The following is a 19,897-nucleotide window of genomic DNA, read 5'->3' on the forward strand; positions in this document are numbered from 1 at the left end:
GGGAGATGTTGATGGTGATGCCGCGTTCTTTCTCTTCCGGCGCTTTGTCGATCTGGTCGAATTTGGTCTCTTCCGCGTAACCGGCTTTCGACAGGACGTGCGAGATCGCTGCCGTCAGCGTGGTCTTCCCGTGGTCGATGTGCCCGATCGTGCCGATGTTCAGATGGGGCTTGCTGCGTTCGAATTTCTCTTTTGCCATTGTTTTTTCCTCCCTAGGTTTTCCTAGAAACTTACTTCTTGCCAGCGGACTCAGCGCCGCTGGGGTTCAAGATCGTCTCGGCAACATTCTTGGGAACCGGCTCGTAGTGGTCGAATTGCATGGTGTAGTTGGCGCGTCCCGAAGTTTTGCTTCTCAAATCGGTGGCATAACCGAACATCTCGCCAAGGGGCACATACGCTTTGATGGCACGGGCATTCGCTCTCATTTCCATACCGTCAACACGGCCGCGACGGGACGAAAGATCGCCCATGACGTCGCCCACGTAATCCTCGGGGGTCACGACTTCGACCGACATAATGGGTTCCATCAGCGTAGGACTGGCCTTTCTCATGGCTTCTTTGAAAGCCATTGAAGCAGCAATCTTGAAGGCCATTTCCGAAGAGTCGACTTCGTGATAGCTTCCGTACACCAACTCAACCTTCACGCCGATGACGGGAAATCCGCCCAGAACGCCACTGCCCATGGCCTCTTCGAAACCCTTCTGACAGGCAGGGATGAACTCGCGCGGAATGACACCGCCAACGATATCGTCCTCAAACACAAAACCTTCCTGCCCGTCAGGCAGGGGCTCCATGTTGATAACGCAATCGCCGTACTGCCCGTGACCGCCGCTCTGACGGACGAATTTGCCCTGAACCTTTTCAACACGGTTCTGAATGGCTTCGCGGTAAGCAACCTGAGGACGGCCAACGTTCACGTGAACGCCAAACTCACGGCGCAGGCGATCGACGATAATGTCAAGGTGAAGTTCGCCCATGCCGGAAATCGTCGTCTGCCCCGTTTCTTCGTTGTCCTTGACGACGAAGGTTGGGTCTTCGTCGGAAAGAGCAACCAACCCCTTGGCCAGTTTGGCCTTGTCCTCGGTCGTCGCGGGTTCAACCGCCAGGGTGATGACAGGGGCGGGAAACGTCAGACTCTCAAGAACCACGGGATTGTTCTCATCACAGAGCGTATCGCCGGTGCGGGTGTTCTTGAGGCTTGGCAGGGCCACGATCATACCGGCACTGGCGTCATCAATGTCAATGCGCTTGTTGGAATGCATCAGAAGGATGCGGCCAATACGCTCGCGCTTGCGGCTTGCGGGATTGTAAAGAGTATCACCGGTATGAAGCGTGCCGGAGTAAATACGACAAAACGTCAGACGCCCGACAAAGGGATCAACGGCAATCTTAAAAGCCAAGGCCGAGAGCGGCTCGTCCATTTTAGGATGGCGTTCAATCACCTTGGCCTCATCATCAGGCGAAGTTCCCTCGACTGCGGGGATGTCAACAGGACTGGGCAGATAATCGATAACCGCATCAAGCACGGGCTGAATTCCCTTGTTTTTAAAAGCGCTGCCGCAAAAACAGGGCACAAACTTCAACGCAATTGTCTGACGGCGGATAGCTGCCTTCAGCTGTTCGACCGTCGGCTCCTGCCCTTCAAGATACATGTTCATGATCTCATCGTCGACGTCGCCCAGCTGCTCGATGAGGTTCTCACGATACATTTTCGCGTCGTCGAGCATGTCGGCGGGGATGTCGCGAAGCTCGGGATGCGCCCCCGACTCGTCGACATAAACGAGCTCCTTCATCTGAAGAAGATCAACGACACCCTGGAACGAATCCTCCGCGCCAATAGGCAGAACCACGGGAACAGCGCGGGCACCGAGACGATCATGAATCTGGCTCACAACGCCAAAAAAGTTCGCACCGACGCGGTCCATCTTGTTGATAAACGCGATACGAGGAACCTTGTACTTGTCGGCCTGACGCCAGACTGTTTCCGATTGAGGCTCGACGCCGCCGACCGCACAGAAGACGGAAACAGCGCCGTCAAGAACGCGCAAAGAACGCTCCACTTCAACTGTAAAATCCACGTGGCCGGGAGTGTCAATAATATTGATAAAACAATCCTTCCACTGGCAGGTAATAGCTGCGGAAGTGATCGTAATCCCGCGCTCGCGCTCCTGGGCCATCCAGTCCATGGTCGCGGTGCCGTCGTGAGTTTCGCCGATTTTGTAGTTCACGCCCGTGTAGAACAGGATACGTTCCGTGGTCGTGGTCTTTCCGGCGTCAATGTGAGCGGCAATGCCAATGTTGCGGATTTTTGTCAGATCTTTAGTCAGCATGAAACGTCACCAGAAGCCGACTACCAACGGTAATGAGCAAAGGCTCTGTTGGCCTCGGCCATCTTGTGAGTGTCTTCGCGCTTCTTGACGGAGCTGCCTTCGTTGTTGTAGGCGTCCATCAGCTCGCGTGCAAGACGCTCAGCCATAGGCATGCCTTTTTTGCTGCGAGCGTAAGAAATGATCCAACGAATGGCCAACGCCTGCGCCCGCGCGGGAGCGACTTCGACGGGAACCTGATAGGTCGCGCCGCCGACACGGCGGGAACGAACCTCGACCGCGGGCTTGACGTTTTCCATAGCCTTCTCAAACAGAGCCATGGGCTCGACTTTCAGCTTCTCGGAGGCCTTTTCGAGAGCGCCGTACATAATGCCTTCGGCAATGCTCTTCTTGCCGTCAAGCATCAGAGTATTGATGAACTTCGTGACGACAACGCTGTTATAGGTCGCATCAGCGATGGTTTCACGTTTTTTGATATGCCCTTTACGCGGCATGGAATTTCCTCCTTAATACTTACTTGGGGCGGCGAGCGCCGTACTTGGAGCGGCTGCGCTTGCGATCGGCAACGCCACCGCAGTCAAGAGCTCCGCGGACAATGTGATAACGGACGCCGGGAAGGTCCTTGACGCGACCGCCACGCACGAGAACCACCGAGTGCTCCTGCAGGTTGTGTCCGACGCCCGGAATGTAAGACGTAACCTCAATGCCGTTGGTCAGGCGGACACGAGCCACCTTACGAAGGGCCGAGTTGGGCTTCTTGGGAGTCACGGTGTAGACACGGGTGCAGACGCCGCGACGAACGGGCGAGTTCTGCAGCGCGGGAGACGCCGACTTGTAAGTCGCAGCGACGCGTCCCTTGCGCACAAGCTGATTGATTGTTGGCACGATATTTCCTCCTTCTTCCTTCCGAAAAAATTCTATTGAACTTCGCCGAAGAACGACTTCTCCGGCTGTCTTCCGTATGATGTACACCGGTCCGGGTTTGTCTGGATAAGTTCCGCGCGGGGAAGAAAACCAGCCTCTCTCGAGAGCATTCGTTTGCTCAAGCCCTAGGGCTCGATCCACGGCAGATTAAACCAAAATGGTCCCAGACGTTCACCTTTCCCGAGGGAAAGAGCGCGCATCCTTGGAATCATCGCGGTTCCCGATAAAAGGACACAGTTCACCCTCGCACGAAAGACACCAAGTGATAATAGCAATGGGGCGCGCTAATGTCAAGCTTTTAGCACGCCCCGCATCGAGCATTTTAAACCGATTCTTTCAGTATTTTAAACTTATAGATTTGTTTTCCTTAAATTCTTACTCGTCCGCCGGAACCTCAGCGCCCTCAGGCAGCTGTTTTTCCGCAGCGTCATCGGCGTTCTCCGCCTCGGAGGCAGGCACGAATCTGCTGGAAACCTTAAGACTCTGAAAGCGTTCGATCCCCGTTCCGGCAGGAATCAGATGACCAATGATGACGTTTTCCTTGAGCCCCATCAAATGGTCGACCTGACTGCGCACAGCGGCGCCGGCAAGGATCTGGGCGGTCTGCTGGAAAGACGCGGCGCTCAGGAAACTCTCTGTTGCCAAAGCGGCCTTGGTGATGCCGTGGATGAACTTTTTGCACAGAGGCGGAACGCGCAGCTTGCGCACATAGGACACGCGTGAAATCAGCGTCACTTCCTCGCTCTGCGGCGAGGCGGGGCGCAGACTCAACTTCGGCACGCGGCTGGCAATGATGCGGGCGGCGTGTTCTTCCGCGAGCGTAACGCCGGCAGGAATGCTGCCCCTACCTTCGCCAAGTTCGACGGCATCCAGAGTGACTTTGCCGACAACGGCATTGATGAGCGCCTGGGCCAGATACTCGTCAAGATGAACGGGTTTGTCGCTGTCGTGCAATGCCAGTGTCTTGATCTTGCCCTGCAGAATGGCCCGAATCACCGACGCGTCGACAATCCTGGGCATGTTGGGCACGGGGTTGCCTTCGGCGTCGAAAGCGGCAGTCAGAAGTTTGCCCCAGTGAGTGCTGATCAGGCGCTCCTGGAGGTAATCGATGACGTCGATGTGCTGGACGTTCTTCCAGATGCGGATGCTTCTGACGGGGTTGCTGCTGAGTTTTTGCACCAGCTCGCCGCTGACCAGATCGTTCGTTCTGGCGATCACCTTGCCGCTTATCGAGACGTCCTTGGCCAAATAGGCCGCGTCAGTAAGCTTGCGCAAAGTTTCTACGTCACGATAGAAATGGGGCTCTGAAGGCGTGGCCGTGATGCGAGTCAAGTCCTGCAGCGTCAACTCGCAAGAGTTGGGGATCACCGTGCCGTCGGCGCAGGTGATGGGCTCCACGGGCTGGAATCCTTTCAGACGCGCGCGGAAAGAAGCTTCGCCGACAATAACGTCCAGCGGACAGTCGTCGTCAAGCAAATGAAGCTTGGTCATCGGCGTGCCGGCTTTGAGAAGTTCCTCGACCAGCGGACGGTCGATGACAGTCTTCTGACGGCTTGTGATCTCCGACGTAGGATGGACGCCTTCCTGCCCAAGAAAAATCTTGCCGGAGAGCGTTCTGACGGCCTCTTCAAGATTGCGCTCGTTCTCCGCCGTCAGCTCGTCGATCTCTTTCTGCACGTCGGCAGCCCAGACCAAATCGCCCGCCACCAGCGAAGTGTCGCCTTCGTCGATGACGCGCAGACGATTGATCGGCGCGACTTTGCGCAAAATAACCTCGATGTGCTTGTTGTTGATGGAGACGCCCTGCGAACGGTAAACTTCCTGGATGCTGTCCACCAAGTATTTCTGCACGGCTTCCTGCCCCTCGACTTCGAGCAGCTGCTGGGGGTCGATGTAGCCGTCGGTGATCAGGGTATCCGATTTGACTTCATCCCCCTCCTCCACCAGAATGCTCTGAGAAGCGGGGATGCTATAGGTAACCTTTTGCACAACGTCACTGTCGTTGGGAGTGCCTTCGATAATGACTTTGCGCTTGCCCTCGAGCTCGCGCACTTCGGCCACCTTGCCGTTGAGCCCCGCCAGATAGGAGACCTTTTTGGGCCGGCGCGCTTCGAAAAGCTGTTCGATGCGAGGAAGCCCCTGGGTGATGTCCTCTCCGGAAATGCGCACGCCGCCGGTATGAAACGTGCGCATGGTCAGCTGAGTGCCCGGCTCGCCGATGGACTGCGCCGCGACGACGCCGACCGCTTCGCCGATGTTGACCATCTTGCGGCTGGACAGATCGACGCCATAGCATTTTTGGCAGATGCCGTAAGGCGACTCGCAGCTCAACGGGCTGCGGACCCAGATGTGTTCGCGGATGTTCTCGATTTCAAGGGCCTTGTCCGGCGGAATCAGTTCGTTCTTGCTGATAATACGTTCGCCGCTGACGGGATCGTCAATGTCTTCAAGGCTGGTGCGCCCGGCAATGCGTTCGCTCAGCGGGATGACGACCTTGCCGTCGCTCTTCATCGGCTCGATCTTGATGCCCTTGCCGGTGTGGCAGTCTTCTTCGAGGACGATGATGTCCTGAGCGACGTCGACCAGACGGCGGGTCAGATATCCCGATTTGGCCGTGCGCAGAGCCGTATCGGCCAGCCCCTTGCGGGCTCCGTGGGTGGAAATGAAATATTCCAGCATGTTCATGCCTTCACGGAAGTTCGTGGTAATCGGATAGTCGATAATGCGTCCCGTCGGGTCGGCCATCAGGCCGCGGATGCCGGCCATCTGCGCCAGCTGCCCTCTGCTGCCTCGGGCGCCGGACTCGACCATCATGCGGATGGGATTGGTAACGGCCATGTGATCCATGATGGAGTCGCCGATCTTGCCGGCAGCGCCGGACCACAGTTCTTCCTTCTGACGCAGATACTCGTCTTCGGTGAGAATGCCCATCTCGTATTGTTCGCGGATGCGTCCGTCGATATCCAGCGACTCGTTGACGAGCTGCTGCTTTTCGGGCGGAATGACGATGGCCTGCATCTGGAAGCTCAGGCCGCTGAGACAGGCCCAGTGATAGCCGAGGTTCTTGATCGAATCGAGCGTGTCCACCATCTCGATGTGGCTGAGGTAATCGTAGGCCTTGTCGAGCATGGCGCTGAGGTCTTTCTTGCCCATCTGGAAGTTGACGAAGCGCAGGCGCGGATTGAGGTGCAGATTGAAAAGGGCGCGCCCTGGCGACGTGATCAGCCACTTACGGGTCTTGGGATCGAGGAAATCGCTGTCCTCCATGCCTTTTTTGGTGAGCGGCTTCCATTCGGGATCCCAACGCAGATAGATGCGCGTGTTGACGTGCACCGCACCGTGATCGAGGGCGGTCATCACATCGTCGAGACTGTCGTAATAGGTGTTCTCGCCTTTGAGGCCGGACACCATGTTGGTAATGTAGTACACGCCGAGCAGAATGTCCTGGGTGGGCGAAACGATCGGCTTGCCGCTGGCGGGGGAAAGAAGGTTGTTGGCAGCCAGCATGAGCATGCGGGCCTCGGTCTGCGCCTCGATGGACAACGGCACGTGGACGGCCATCTGGTCGCCGTCGAAGTCGGCGTTGAAAGCCGTGCACGCCATGGGGTGCAGGCGGATGGCCTTGCCTTCCATGAGAATCGGCTCGAAAGCCTGAATGCCCAGACGGTGCAGCGTCGGGGCGCGGTTGAGCATGACAGGATGGTCCTTGATGATCTCTTCGAGGATGCCCCAGATCTCTTCGTTGCCGCGCTCGATCATGCGCTTGCCATTTTTGACGTTCGTGGCGATGCCTTTCTCGACCATCTTCTGGATGACGAACGGCTTGAACAACTCCAGCGCCATTTGCTTGGGGAGACCGCACTGATACAGGCGCAGGAATGGGCCGATGGCGATAACGGAACGGCCGGAATAGTCGACGCGCTTGCCCAGCAAGTTCTGGCGGAAACGGCCCTTCTTGCCGCGCAGCAGGTCGGTGAGGCTCTTGAGGGGGCGGTTGCCAGCGCCGAGCACGGCTTTGCCCATGCGGCCGTTGTCGATCAGGGCGTCGACGGACTCTTGAAGCATGCGCTTTTCGTTGCGGACGATGATCTCGGGGGCCTTGAGCTCCTTCAGCTTGCTGAGGCGGTTGTTGCGGTTGATGACGCGGCGATACAGATCGTTGAGGTCAGAGGTGGCGAAGCGGCCGCCGTCGAGCTGAACCATGGGACGCAGATCGGGGGGGATAACGGGCAGCACTTCGAGCACCATGGACTGAGGCGCGCAGTCGCCTTTGCGGAAATCCTCCACCACCTGAAGACGCTTGACGATCTTGCGGCGCTTCTGTCCCGTCGTTTCGGAAAGTTCCTCGCGCAGCTCTTGGACGAGATGGTTCAGATCCATGGCACAGAGTTTTTCGCGCACGCCTTCGGCACCGATGCCGGCCTTGAATTTGGGATCGTAAGCTGAGCACAGGTGCTGTTCGCGCTCGATGATGATGTCGGAATCGGAGAACGGCGATTCGCCCTCGTCGATGACCAGATAGCAGGGATCCTCGACGACGACGCTCTCAAGCTGCGAGGTGAAGCGGTGCGGATATTTTTCCTGGAACAGCGTGTGTTCCGACTGGGAGAGAATCTGTCCCTTACTGTAGGGCAGACGAGTCACCGAGGTGACGATGTAGCTGTCCTGAGTGCCCGTTTTGCGGCGCTCGGCCGCCACTTCGCTGCCGCCGCGCAGGGCAGCCAGATCGGACTCGGAAATGCTGTCGCCGGGCTTCCACTTCATTTCGCCTGCGGACTCGGCGGCGAGGCCTTCGGCCGTCAGAACGGGAACTTCGTCGGCCGTGACGCCGTCGAGAGAGACGATCGTGTAGGCCGGCTCCGCCGAGAAGGATTCTCCCCCCCATTCAGACTGGTAGCGGGCCAGCTGGTTGGCGCTGATCACGTCGCCGACGGAAAGCGGCACGTCGTCGGTGGAAAGGATGCGGTACGCTTCTTCGGCCTTGAATTTGGGGTCGTAATGAGTGTGGACGCGCATCTCCGATTCGGAGATCACGTCGTCCTTGGCGGCCAGGTCGGGGCGCTTGCCCTCGATGACGACCTTGTACGCCGCCTCGCGCTTGCGCAGCGGCGCGAAATAGACAACACGCTCCAGCATTTTGGTGGGAGTGCCCAACAGCAGGCTGAGGCGGCTGGGAATGCCGCGCAGATACCAGATGTGCACGACGGGGGCCGCCAGCTCGATATGCCCCATGCGCTCGCGGCGCACGCGGTTGTCGGTGACTTCGACGCCGCAACGGTCGCAGACAACGCCCTTGAACTTGGGGCCGCTCTTCTTGTATTTGCCGCAGGCACACTCGTAGCTTTTGGTCGGTCCGAAGATACGCTCGCAGAAAAGGCCGTCGCGTTCGGGACGCAGCGTACGGTAATTGATCGTTTCGGGCTTTTTGACTTCGCCGTGGGACAGATCCCGGATCTGCTCGGGAGTGGCCAGGCGCAGACGGATTCCGACGATTTCTTTATTCATAAGGAGAATCACTCCATTTCTATCCAATAAATGACGAAAAGACGAATACGAAACCGAAAAAACGTTCGGAAGCGGAAGGAAAAGCAGCGGCGTCTCTGCCGCTCTTTTTTGCCGTTTATTCGTTCAGATTGGGCATTTCCTGCGCTTCGGGATCCGCCGCGTTTCCGCCGCCGGCGTTCTCTTCATCCGCATCCGGCAGCACCCCGAACTCATCCTCGCCGTCGGGCTCTTCGGCATTCCGCTCTGCCGGCTGAGCGGGCAGATCCCCTTCGGCGGCAAACATCATGTCGTTGGCGGTGATGTTGTCGATGTCACTGGGACGGCGCGGGCCATCGTCATCGTCATCGATCGGAAGCGGCCCGGAGGTGCCGTCGCTGTAATCGATGGAAACGGTCAGGCCAAGCCCTTCCAGTTCTTTGACGAGCACCTTGAAGCTCTCGGGCACGCCGGGCTTGGTGAGGTTCTGTCCCTTGATGATCTTCTCGTAGGTCTTGAGGCGGCCGCGGATATCGTCGGACTTGACGGTGAGCATTTCCTGAAGCACGTGCGCGGCGCCGTAGCCTTGCAGGGCCCAGACTTCCATCTCGCCGAAGCGCTGGCCGCCGAACTGGGCCTTGCCGCCCAGAGGCTGCTGCGTGATCAGGCTGTAGGGGCCGACGGAACGGGCGTGCAGCTTGTCGTCGACGAGGTGGTTGAGCTTGAGCATGTACATGACGCCGACGGTGCTGGGCTCGGCCATCAGGTCGCCGGTGCGGCCGTCGCACAGGCGGATCGTGCCGCCCGACGACAATTTGCCGCGCAGGCCGGGATCGCGGTCGGAAATTTCCTGCAGCATCTTGTAGATCTCCTCTTCCGTGGCGCCCTCGAACACGGGAGTGCCGACGTGCCAGCCGTTCTTGAGCGCCACGAAGCCGAGGATGACCTCGAGCACCTGGCCGAGGTTCATGCGGCTGGGAACACCCAGAGGATTGAGGCAGACGTCAACGGGCGTGCCGTCGGGAAGGTAGGGCATGTCCTCCACGGGCAGGATGCGGGAAACGACGCCCTTATTGCCGTGACGTCCCGACATCTTGTCGCCGACGGTGATCTTGCGCCACTGGGCCACGTAAACTTTGATAACTTCGTTCACGCCGGGGCTGAGCGACTCGGGGTTGTCGACGTGGTTCAGGCGTTTGACGGAAACGACTTTGCCGCGCGTGCCGTGGGGCAGGTGCAGCGACGTGTCGCGCACTTCGCCGGCTTTCTCGCCGAAAATGGCGCGCAGCAGTTTTTCCTCGGGGCTGTGGTCAGCTTCGCCCTTGGGCGTGACCTTGCCGACGAGGATGTCGCCGGGGTTGACCTCGGCGCCGATGCGCACCACGCCGTCCTCGTCGAGGTTGCGCAGCGCGTCTTCACCGACATTGGGAATGTCGCGGGTGATCTCCTCGGGGCCAAGCTTGGTGTCACGGGAATCGATCTCGTACTCTTCGATATGGATGGAAGAAAAATAGTCTTCCTTGACAAGTTTTTCGCTGAGCAGGATGGCGTCCTCGTAGTTGTAGCCTTCCCACGGCACGAACGCAATGAGGACGTTGCGCCCCAGCGCCAGCTCGCCGCCGTCGACGGATTGGCCGTCGGCCAGCAATTCGTCGGCCTTTACCTTGTCACCCACGTCGACTGTGGGACGCTGATGGATGATGGTGCCTTGGTTGGAGCGCAGGAACTTGTCGAGTTCGAATTCGTGACGGGCGCCGCTGTCGTCGGTCACTTCGATGCGGTCGGAATCGACATAGGTGACGGAGCCGTCGCAGGAAGAGTAGACGCAGCAGCCGGAATCGCGGGCCACGCGCTCTTCGATGCCGGTACCGACAAAGGGAGCCTTGGGCAGCAGCAGCGGCACGGCCTGACGCTGCATGTTCGAGCCCATCAGAGCGCGGTTGGCGTCGTCGTGCTCGAGGAACGGGATCAGCGCGGCGGAAGCCGACACGACCTGTTTCGAGGATACGTCGAGGAAATCCACCTGTTCGGGAGCGATCTTGACGATATCGCCCTTGTAGCGGGCGTACACAGCGTCTTCCGTGAGGCGCCCCGTTTCCGGATCGAAGGGCGTGTTGGCGCGGCCGACGTAATAGTTGTCCTCCTCGTCGGCGGACAGATAGACGACGTCTTCCGCCTTCGTGGAGACCGCGCCGTTTTTGACGGGGCGGCGCGGCGTGATCAGAAAGCCGTACTCGTTGAGGCGCGCGTAGGTGCCCAGCGAAGTCACCAGACCGATGTTCGGACCTTCGGGCGTTTCGATGGGACAGATGCGGCCATAGTGAGTGTAGTGAACGTCGCGGGCTTCGAATCCGGCGCGCTCGCGACTCAGACCGCCGGGACCGAGGGCCGAGAGGCGGCGGCGGTGCGTCAGCTCCGAGAGAGGATTGTTCTGATCCATGAACTGCGACAGCTGCCCCGAACCGAAGAACTCGCGCAGAGCGGCCGCCAGCGGACGCACGTTGATCAGGTCGCGAACCATGGCCTTGCTGAGGTCGGCCACCGTGGTCATGCGTTCTTTGGCGATGCGTTCGAGGCGCAGCATGCCGATACGCAGCTGGCTCTGCAGCAGTTCACCGATGGAGCGGACGCGGCGGTTGCCGAGATGGTCGATGTCGTCGGTATATTCCTCGCCGATTTCGGGGAACGTCACGTCGTCGCGCTGCTCTTCCGTGTCGCGCAGGGCGACCAGCCCCTTGACGATGCGGATCAAATCGTCGAGCGTGAGCAGGTACTCGTCTTTTCTCAAATTCAGGCCCAGGCGGCGGTTCAGCTTGTAGCGGCCGACACGCCCCAGCGTGTAACGGCGCACGTCAAGGAACAATTCGTCGAAGTATTCGCGCGCGCCCTCGATGCGCACGGGCTCGTTCGGCCTCATGCGCCGCAAAATTTCCAGCAGGGCTTCGTCGGTGCTGTTGGTGTTCTCCTTCTCGAGGGCGGAGACAAAGATCGGGGCTACGTTCCACACCTTGAGCGACGTGCGTCCCTGCTCCCAGAGCAGCTCGAGTCCGTCTTTGTCAAGTCGGGTCCCTTCATGGAGCAGCACCTGTCCGCGGGAATCGGTAACCGACTCGGCCAGCAGGCGGCCGGCCGCTTCTTCCGTGACGATGTCCAGATCTTCCACAACGCCGCCGAACGCCTTGAGCAGCTCCTCGTTCGTGCCCAGGCCGAAGGCTTTGAGCAGCAGAGTAGCGGGCAGCTTGCGGCGGCTGTCGATGTTGACCGACAGCGAATCGCCGGCCATGACGAACTCCACCCAGGCGCCGCGCTCGGGAATGATCTTCGCCGAATAGTTCTGCGCGCCCGAGGCGCCTGGCTCGGACTTGAAATAGACGCCGGCGCTGCGGGCCAACTGGTTGACGACGACGCGCTCGGTACCGTTGATGATGAAGGTGCCGCGCGGAGTCATGACGGGAAAATCGCCGAGGTAGATCTCCTCCTCGCGCACTTCCTGCGCACGGTCGTTGTGCAGGCGCACTTTGGCCCTGATAGGACGGTGCCACGTGCAGTCGCGGCGTTTTGCCTCCTCCTGGGACATGGAAGGTTCGTCGATCTCGTAGCCCAGAAACTCAAGACGAAAACTGCCGTCGAAATTGCTGATCGGGGAAATCTCGTCGAGAAGCTCCTGAAGGCCTACGGACTCGCGATCCCCAGGCGCCGCGCCTTCCTGGAAAAAACTGCGGTAGGACTCGCGCTGGACTTCCACCATGTCGGGAAGCGGAATCACATCGTGTCCGCTGCCGAAAATCAGACGCTGACGCCCCTTGCTCACCGGAACAAACTCAGCCATGCGGTGCTCAACCTCCACACATTCAGAATAAAAGTCTCACTAGAAAGAAAATTTCGACATGAATTTCTTCACTTTCGGCGTTCAGTGAACTTAAGTGGTTAATCTGTCGTTCGCAGACTTCGCCGCCGTTTACAAAAAGGGCGACACGGCGCAAAAAAGGCTGCGCAGAATACAAAAAAAGGCTGCACCAAGCAATGCTTGATGCAGCCCTCGCGTATCGGTGACATTGCCATCTTCAAAAAAAAGATGGTGCCCGAGGGGAGACTCGAACTCCCACAGGCTCGTGCCCACTAGAACCTGAATCTAGCGCGTCTACCAATTCCGCCACCCGGGCGTTTCCTGAACACGTGGTTATTATACAGATCTTTTCGATTTTGACAAGCCCCCAAAATTTTTTTGCCGGGTTTTTTTCAAAAAAATTTCTGACTCCCGCACGGGAGGTCGGAAATTTTTTTCGCTTCAGAGCAGCCCCGCGGCGCGGGAAATGCGGTCGCGCAGGGCCCGGCCGATGCCGCCGAGCGGCGGCCACTGGGCGACGATGGGCAGACCGTCCTTTTCCAGCTCGCGCAACGCCGTGAAAAGTCCGTGGGCGTACGCTTCGAAGCTGTCGAAATGGATCCGGCGCGCCGGCGTTCTTTCGGGAAGCGCCACGCCCATGTACGTGAACTTTTCCGGCCAGTCGAACGCCGCGCCCGGCTCCCAGACGCGCACTTCCACGACGGGCGCGTAATGGCGGTAGCGGGTCCCCGGCGAGCGCTTCAATTCGTTGACGCCGACGGGCAGCGCCACTTCGCCGAGAAATTCCCGCAGCTCTTCCATGGCGACGCCGCCGGGGCGCAGCAGCACCGGCACAGCGCCGCTCACGTCGAGCACGGTCGATTCGACGCCGACGCGGCACTCGCCGGCGTCGAGGATCATCGCCGCGGCGGAGCCGATGTCTTCGGCCACGGTCCGCGCGTTCGTGGGGCTGGGGCGGCCGCTGCGGTTGGCGCTCGGACCGGCCACGGGTACGCCGCAGGCGGCGAAGAACGCCAGCGCCGCGGGATAGTCGGGCATGCGGCAGCCGACGGTCGCCAGCCCGCCGCGCGCCTCCTTCGACACGCAGTCGCGAGCCGGCAGCACCAGCGTCAGCGGCCCCGGCCAGAAGCGCTCCATCAGGCCCCGGGCGCGATCGTCGACGTACGCCGCCGTCTCCGCCGCTTCGGGGCCGGGAAAATGCAGGATGAGCGGATTGTCCGAGGGACGCCCCTTGGCGGCGTAAATTTTCTTCACCGCTTCGCCGTCCAGCGCGTTGCCGCCGAGGCCGTAGACCGTCTCGGTGGGAAAGGCCACCAGCTCGCCGGCGCGGATCAGCGCCGCGGCGCGGGCGATCACTGTCGGATCGGGGTTCCAGAAATCGACGGGAACGATGTTGTCATACTTTTTCAAGATAAGCGCCGCCTTCGTACCGCGTCATAAACTCGCGCCGGTATTCGCCGAAGCGTCCCTCGACGATGGCCTGCCGCGCGCCGGCCACGAGCTGGACGAGGAAATGGACGTTGTGCCACGAAAGCAACCGCACCGCCAGGATCTCGCCGGCCCGATAGAGATGGCGCACGTAGGCGCGCGTGAAGTTGCGGCAGGCGTAGCAATCGCACTCGGCGTCGATGGGCGAAAAGTCCTCGGCGTAGCGCCGGTTCTTGACGTTCATCCTGCCGTCGCGGGTGAACACGGTGCCGGTGCGGCCGTTGCGCGTCGGCAGCACGCAGTCGAACATGTCGACGCCGCGGGCGATGCCCTCGATCAGATTGGCGGGATGGCCGACGCCCATCAGATAGCGCGGCTTGCGCTCCGGCAGATGCGGCATCAGAGCGTCGAGGCAGCGGTACATCTCCGCGTGCGACTCGCCCACCGACAGGCCGCCGACGGCGTAGCCGGGGAAATCCATCCGCGCCAGCTCGTCGGCGCAGGCGGCGCGCAGGTCGTCGAACAGCGCCCCCTGCACGATGCCGAACTGCGCCTGGTCGGCGCGGGTATGAGCGGCTTTGCAGCGCGCCGCCCAGCGCAGCGTGCGCTCCACCGCATCCTGCGCCTGTTCGCGCGAGCAGGGCAGCTTGACGCACTGGTCGAAGCACATGGCGATGTCGCTTCCCAGCTTTTCCTGAACCTGCGTGGCCAGCTCGGGCGTCATCAGGTAGCGCGTGCCGTCCAGATGGGACTGGAACTCGACGCCGTCGTCCATGACCTTGCTGATGCCCGCCAGCGAAAACACCTGGAAGCCGCCGCTGTCGGTGAGGACGGGGCGGTCCCAGTTCATGAAGCCGTGCAGCCCGCCGGCCTTGGCGATCAGGTCGGGACCGGGGCGCAAAAACAGATGGTAGGTGTTCGACAGGATGATCTCGGCCCCGATCTGCTTCAGTTCGTCGGGGCTCATGGCCTTCACCGTGGCCTGCGTGCCCACGGGCATGAAAACCGGCGTGGGGATCACGCCGTGCGGCGTGACGAACTCGCCGGCACGCGCCCCCGTCTCCGGGTCCTGGGCGATCAATCGGTATTCAAACACGTGTTTTTTCCTCCAGACCGAAAAATTCCGCGTTGTTGCGCCAGACCTGGGCGGTCAGTTCGTCCAGCGCCATGTTTTTCACTTCGGCCACCTTGCGGTAGACCAGCGGCACGCGCGACGGCTCGTTAACCGTGCCGCGGAACGGCTTCGGCGACATCCAGGGCGAATCGGTCTCGCACAGGATCGCTTCCGCCGGCAGCTCGCGCACGACGGCGCGGATATCCTCCGCTTTGGCGAACGTGACCATGCCGGTGACGCCGATCTTCCAGCCGCGGTCAAGCGCCCTGCGCGCGTCGTCGAGCGAGCCGGTGAAGCAGTGCAGCTCCGCCTTTTCCGGCGCGCGTTCCGCCGTCACCAGCGGCCAGAAATCGTCGTAGGCGTCGCGCACGTGGAAGACCACGGGCTTGTTCAGCGCTCGGGCCGCTTCCAGCTGCTGCGCCAGCTTGTCGATCTGCGCGGCGCGCGGCGACAGGTCGTAATAGTAGTCGAGCCCGATCTCGCCCCAGGCTTTCACTTCGGGAAGCGCGGCCGTGTCCAGCAGCTCCCGCGGCAGTTCGCCCGCCGGCAGATCCTTGACTTCGTGCGGATGGATCCCGACTACGGAGAACAAACCGTACGGCTTGTACCGGCGGCAGATTTCCAGCGCCTCGGCGCTGTCGGCCAGCGTGCTGCCGATCACCGCCATGCGAACGACGCCCGCGCCCCTCGCCCGCTCCAGCACCGCGGGAATGCCGCCGCGCAGCTCCGGCGAGTTGAGATGGCAGTGGCTGTCGACGTAGTTCATGATAAAACCTCCAGCCGGGCAAGCGCTCGTTCTTCCCAGCGATGCATGAAAGCCGTTTGTTCCGGCGTATGGAACCAATGTTCTCCTGTTTCCATCACCGTCACGCGGGCACCCGAAGCCGTCGCGAACTTTTCCACGGCGCCGCGGTCCGTCAATTCGTCACGGCCTGCCAGGAGAATTTCGCACGGTTGACGCCAGACGCTTGCCGGATGCTGACGCGCGTATTCGTAATACAGCCATGAAAGCTCCTCCCCCGTCGCCGTGCGGATGATTTTTTCACGGCGCAGACGCTCCTCGCTCACTCCGGCACGCTGCATCATCCTGCGGATCAAGCCGGCCATATCAAGCAACGGCGAAACGAAAAGGGCGCCCGCCAGTTTCTCGTCGGCACAAGCCAGCATGCCAAGCCACGCGCCGATGCTAACCGCGCGCAAAGCAAACGATTTCCACCGGCAGCGCGCCCAATGCGTCACAGTCTCAAGTTCCGGTACAGCCTTCCAGGGGACAAGGCCGTCCCGTTCTCCACGCCGCTCGCCGTGCCCCGTCAGATCGAGCGCCGCCGTCTGCCAGCCCCGGCTCGCCGCCAATTCCGAAAAATCGCGGCACTCTTCTTTGCAGCCGTCCCGGCCGTGGATCATCACAAACGCCTTTTCAGCCGTCTCTCCGCGGATCAAAACGGGAATGCCGCCGATCTCGAGCCGTTCTTCTCTCATCCTCGCGTCCATCGTTCCGTCCATTTCTTTTCGCAAAATATTCCACGCAGGACATTCATCGTTAAATAAGGCCGACGTCGGCCATCGCCGCTGCACGTCAAAAATCGGATGCTTATCGTTCATTGTACCCCAAACGCCGTCAAACCGAAAGCGGAGCGAACGAACGGCTTTCGTGCGCGCGTTCAAAAAGCTTCACCCTCCGCTTTCCCCGTGAAGAACGGAGCTCGTCGAACGTATTATGCTTCAAATGAATTGCCAGCCATGAAACCAAGGTATTTGCTATATATTCGCGACATCCCTATAATGCAACCGTACGCTCGGCAGGAAATGACGCGCACCGCGCGGTCCGGCGGCGTACGATGCGCCCGGCGCAGCGCGCCGGCATACGAAAGGAGAAAACGTCATGAAAATCGGTAAAAAATTCACCTTGGGCGCGCTCTTCGGCGCCATGTCGCTGGCAAGAGCCGCCTTCGCGGCGGAAGCAACGGCCGCCGCGCCGCAGCTGGAACAGGAATGGGACAAGGTTTTCCCCAAAAGCGAGAAAGTGGAGCACAAAAAAGTCCTCTTCAAAAACCGTTACGGCATCGCTCTGGCCGCCGACATGTACATTCCCAAGGACAGCAGCGGCAAAAAGCTTTCCGCCCTCGCCGTCTGCGGTCCCTTCGGCGCCGTCAAGGAGCAGTCCAGCGGGCTGTACGCCCAGACCATGGCCGAACGCGGATTTCTGACCGTCGCCTTCGATCCGTCCTTCACCGGCGAGAGCGGCGGCGAACCCCGTTATGTGGCTTCGCCCGACATCAACACCGAGGACTTCTCCGCGGCCGTCGATTTTCTGTCCGTTCAGGACAACGTCGATCCGGAACGGATCGGCGTCATCGGCATCTGCGGCTGGGGCGGCATGGCGCTGAACGCGGCGGCCATGGACACCCGCGTCAAGGCCACCGTGGCTTCCACCATGTACGACATGAGCCGCGTCACCGCCAACGGCTACTTCGACCAGATGGATGCGGAAGGCCGCTTCAAGCTGCGTCAGCAGCTGAACGCCCAGCGCACCGAAGATTACCGGAACGGAAGCTATGCCCTGGCCGGCGGCCTGCCCGACGTCCGCCCCGCCGAGCCGCAGTTCCTCGTCGATTATTACGATTATTACAAGACGCCGCGCGGCTATCACAAACGCTCCCTCAACAGCAACGGCGGCTGGAACGTCACGTCCGCGCTCTCCTTCCTCAACATGCCGCTCCTCGCCTACGCTTCCGAGATCCGTTCCGCCGTGCTGCTCGTCCACGGCGAAAAGGCGCATTCCCGTTACTTCAGCGAGGACGCCTTCAAAAAACTTACCGGCGGCAACAAGGAGCTCATGATCATCCCCGGTGCCAGTCACACCGACCTGTACGACCGCCCCGAAACGATCCCCTTCGACACCATCGAGGCGTTCTTCAAAAAGAATCTGTAAAAAAACGCGACGCAAAAACGCCGCCCGCTCCGAAGCATCCTCCGAGGCGGGCGGCGTTTTTTGCCGCGAGGCCAAGAAAACTCTGCCGAAACGTTCCGGCGCTACTTGAGCCGTTCGGTCAGCTCGCGCAGGAGCGGCTCGAACTTGACGCCGTACCAGTGCGAAGGATCCTGCGAGGTGAACCGAATGCAGTGCAGCGTGAAGTCGGCGGCGGCAACGGCCGCGTCGTAGGCGGATTTTCCGCCCGTCAGCGTGCCGGCGAACACGGACGCGAAGACGTCGCCGGTGCCGTGGCAGCCCTTCGGCAGCTTTTCGTGGCGGTAATAGAGTTTCTGCACGCCGTCGTCCACCACGACGCCCGTCGTCGCGTCGTCGTAACTGACGCCCGTCAGCACCACGGTTTGGGCGCCGGCTTCGCGAAGCGCGGCGAGCAGGGCGTCGACGTAGCTTTCGTCGTACCGCTCGCGGTATTCCATGCCGGAAAGCAGGGCCGCCTCAGTGATGTTGGGCAGGATCAGATCGGCGGCGAAGACGAAGCCGCGCATGGCCTCCACGTAGGCCGCGTCGAAGCCGGGATAGAGCCGTCCGTTGTCGGCCATGGCCGGATCGGCGATGCGCAGGCCGCCGGGCTGAAGCAGCGTGCCGTAAATTTCCTTGAGGTATTCGGTCTGCGAAGCGTTGCCCAGATAGCCGCTGTACACCGCGTCGAAACGGATCTGTTCGCGCTTCCAATGTTCGACGATGCGCGGCATTTCCGCCGTCAGGTCGTGGAACGTGTAGCCCGTAAAACCGCCGGTGTGCGTGGAAAGCACGGCGGACGGCAGGATCGCCGTTTCCAGCCCGCAGGCGGACAAAATGGGCAGGGCCACGGTCAGCGAGCACTGCCCGACGCAGGAGATGTCCTGCACCGTCAAAATCCTTTTGTACGACATGTTCCGTTCTCCTTTTTCCATTTTATTTCCTTCTGCCGGAAACGCAAAAAAGCACTCGAAGCTTTCCGGCGCGAAACGATCTTGAGACGCGGTTCATATTATAGAATATGGGGAAACGCCATGCAATAATAAAATTGAATGGCGAACGCTTTTGTTTCTATCCCATACTCTCCTATGTAAGTTTGCATTGAAAAGTGTCATTGAACATGCCGGGCGCCGCCAACTTTATGCAGTTTTTGACACAACATCAAAAAGGACTGGAGAATCCCGGGCCCTTTTAACGAAAACCCATCAGGCGTCATATTTCACGCAATCCATCCTTCATCATGTATAATCGGCAGTACAAGTCATAGATGTCGGAAAGGAGGATCAATGAGCACATGATATTTCTAGAAACGCCGCGATTAAGACTGCGCAATGTCACAGAAAAAGACGCGGACATAATGCACGAGTATCGAAATAATAAAATATGCAACCGATACCAGCGCGGTCAGACAAAAGAACGAACTGGAATAATCGCTTTGATTAAAAGGCGAAAAGATGACGAAATGACGCTGTCAGCCCCATTTATGATAGCGGTTGCTTTAAAAGACAGCGATGAAATGATTGGCGAGATTGCAGCGATTCCCAAAGACGATTCAATTTCACTCGGATACACTTTTTCCTGCAAACACCATCGAAGAGGCTATGCATTCGAATCATTAAATGCCTTGATAGAAACACTCCATAAAAGATACCCTGAATGCGTTTTTATCAGTTATACAGACACAGAAAATAAGCCGAGCATGGAACTGCTCAAAAAACTCGGCTATAAAGATATGGGGTATTCTTCTCAGTTATCATCGCGGATCTTCAGCAAATACGCAAAAGAAGAAAAATACCGGAAAAGCCAATAGCCGAATAACGGCTATT

Annotated in this window: 13 protein-coding genes and 1 tRNA gene; 2 read left to right on the forward strand and 12 right to left on the reverse strand. The window is 59.7% G+C overall.

The annotated features are described in order from the left end of the window. From FYJ74_RS05470 to FYJ74_RS05520, 11 genes are all read right to left on the reverse strand, one after another. A partial coding sequence (locus FYJ74_RS05470) for a GTP-binding protein (RefSeq protein WP_229769351.1) occupies window positions 1-199 on the reverse strand: 199 nt, incomplete at its 3' end. Window positions 200-230: 31 nt separating this feature from the next. Continuing rightward, the gene (gene fusA / locus FYJ74_RS05475; protein ID WP_154528584.1) at window positions 231-2,330 is read right to left on the reverse strand and encodes an elongation factor G; all 2,100 of its coding nucleotides are present in this window, start codon (window positions 2,328-2,330) and stop codon (window positions 231-233) included. A gap of 20 nt (window positions 2,331-2,350) precedes the next feature. Then, on the reverse strand, window positions 2,351-2,821 hold the full coding sequence (gene rpsG / locus FYJ74_RS05480; RefSeq protein WP_078017087.1) for a 30S ribosomal protein S7: 471 nt from the start codon (window positions 2,819-2,821) through the stop codon (window positions 2,351-2,353). A gap of 19 nt (window positions 2,822-2,840) precedes the next feature. Continuing rightward, the gene (gene rpsL / locus FYJ74_RS05485) at window positions 2,841-3,212 is read right to left on the reverse strand and encodes a 30S ribosomal protein S12 (protein ID WP_009165707.1); all 372 of its coding nucleotides are present in this window, start codon (window positions 3,210-3,212) and stop codon (window positions 2,841-2,843) included. Between the two features lie 414 nt (window positions 3,213-3,626). Then, on the reverse strand, window positions 3,627-8,756 hold the full coding sequence (rpoC, locus tag FYJ74_RS05490; protein WP_154528585.1) for a DNA-directed RNA polymerase subunit beta': 5,130 nt from the start codon (window positions 8,754-8,756) through the stop codon (window positions 3,627-3,629). 115 nt (window positions 8,757-8,871) lie between these two features. Then, window positions 8,872-12,561: a DNA-directed RNA polymerase subunit beta gene (rpoB, locus tag FYJ74_RS05495; RefSeq protein WP_154528586.1), complete on the reverse strand. Its 3,690-nt coding sequence runs from the start codon at window positions 12,559-12,561 to the stop codon at window positions 8,872-8,874. A gap of 247 nt (window positions 12,562-12,808) precedes the next feature. Then, window positions 12,809-12,895, reverse strand: a tRNA-Leu gene (locus FYJ74_RS05500). A 125-nt stretch (window positions 12,896-13,020) separates the two neighbouring features. Beyond that, entirely contained in the window at window positions 13,021-13,989 is a 969-nt protein-coding gene (locus FYJ74_RS05505) for an L-threonylcarbamoyladenylate synthase (protein ID WP_154528587.1), read from the reverse strand. Next, window positions 13,976-15,103 carry a tRNA guanosine(34) transglycosylase Tgt gene (gene tgt, locus FYJ74_RS05510; protein WP_326830879.1) on the reverse strand — a complete coding sequence of 376 codons (1,128 nt, stop codon included), beginning with the start codon at window positions 15,101-15,103 and terminating at the stop codon, window positions 13,976-13,978. The genes FYJ74_RS05505 and tgt overlap by 14 nt, the downstream gene beginning before the upstream one ends. Beyond that, window positions 15,096-15,887: a TatD family hydrolase gene (locus FYJ74_RS05515; RefSeq protein WP_154528588.1), complete on the reverse strand. Its 792-nt coding sequence runs from the start codon at window positions 15,885-15,887 to the stop codon at window positions 15,096-15,098. The genes tgt and FYJ74_RS05515 overlap by 8 nt, the downstream gene beginning before the upstream one ends. Further along, window positions 15,884-16,600: an alpha/beta hydrolase gene (locus FYJ74_RS05520; RefSeq protein ID WP_154528589.1), complete on the reverse strand. Its 717-nt coding sequence runs from the start codon at window positions 16,598-16,600 to the stop codon at window positions 15,884-15,886. Before FYJ74_RS05520 ends, FYJ74_RS05515 begins: the two co-directional genes overlap by 4 nt. Before the next feature lie 403 nt (window positions 16,601-17,003). Between FYJ74_RS05520 and FYJ74_RS05525 the strand changes: the two genes are divergently transcribed. Then, window positions 17,004-18,053, forward strand: a complete 1,050-nt coding sequence (locus FYJ74_RS05525; protein WP_154528590.1) for an alpha/beta hydrolase — start codon at window positions 17,004-17,006, stop codon at window positions 18,051-18,053. Between the two features lie 101 nt (window positions 18,054-18,154). Here the strand turns inward: FYJ74_RS05525 and FYJ74_RS05530 are convergent, their stop codons facing one another. Then, window positions 18,155-18,985 (reverse strand): pyridoxamine kinase, encoded by an 831-nt coding sequence (locus FYJ74_RS05530; RefSeq protein WP_154528591.1) that lies wholly within the window; start codon window positions 18,983-18,985, stop codon window positions 18,155-18,157. Window positions 18,986-19,365: 380 nt separating this feature from the next. Between FYJ74_RS05530 and FYJ74_RS05535 the strand changes: the two genes are divergently transcribed. Further along, on the forward strand, window positions 19,366-19,881 hold the full coding sequence (locus FYJ74_RS05535; protein ID WP_154528592.1) for a GNAT family N-acetyltransferase: 516 nt from the start codon (window positions 19,366-19,368) through the stop codon (window positions 19,879-19,881). Window positions 19,882-19,897: the final 16 nt, after the last annotated feature.

The organism is Pyramidobacter porci (assembly GCF_009695745.1).
Classification (GTDB): Bacteria; Synergistota; Synergistia; order Synergistales; family Dethiosulfovibrionaceae; genus Pyramidobacter; species Pyramidobacter porci.

Excerpts from the sequence above, each read along its gene's own strand:
- fusA (WP_154528584.1), bottom strand. The coding sequence starts at position 2,330 with ATGCTGACTAAAGATCTGACAAAAATCCGCAACATTGGCATTGCCGCT.
- rpsG (WP_078017087.1), bottom strand. The coding sequence starts at position 2,821 with ATGCCGCGTAAAGGGCATATCAAAAAACGTGAAACCATCGCTGATGCG.
- rpoC (WP_154528585.1), bottom strand. The coding sequence starts at position 8,756 with ATGAATAAAGAAATCGTCGGAATCCGTCTGCGCCTGGCCACTCCCGAG.
- rpoB (WP_154528586.1), bottom strand. The coding sequence starts at position 12,561 with ATGGCTGAGTTTGTTCCGGTGAGCAAGGGGCGTCAGCGTCTGATTTTC.
- FYJ74_RS05515 (WP_154528588.1), bottom strand. The coding sequence starts at position 15,887 with ATGAACTACGTCGACAGCCACTGCCATCTCAACTCGCCGGAGCTGCGC.
- FYJ74_RS05520 (WP_154528589.1), bottom strand. The coding sequence starts at position 16,600 with ATGAGAGAAGAACGGCTCGAGATCGGCGGCATTCCCGTTTTGATCCGC.
- FYJ74_RS05525 (WP_154528590.1), top strand. The coding sequence starts at position 17,004 with ATGAAAATCGGTAAAAAATTCACCTTGGGCGCGCTCTTCGGCGCCATG.
- FYJ74_RS05530 (WP_154528591.1), bottom strand. The coding sequence starts at position 18,985 with ATGTCGTACAAAAGGATTTTGACGGTGCAGGACATCTCCTGCGTCGGG.
- FYJ74_RS05535 (WP_154528592.1), top strand. The coding sequence starts at position 19,366 with ATGATATTTCTAGAAACGCCGCGATTAAGACTGCGCAATGTCACAGAA.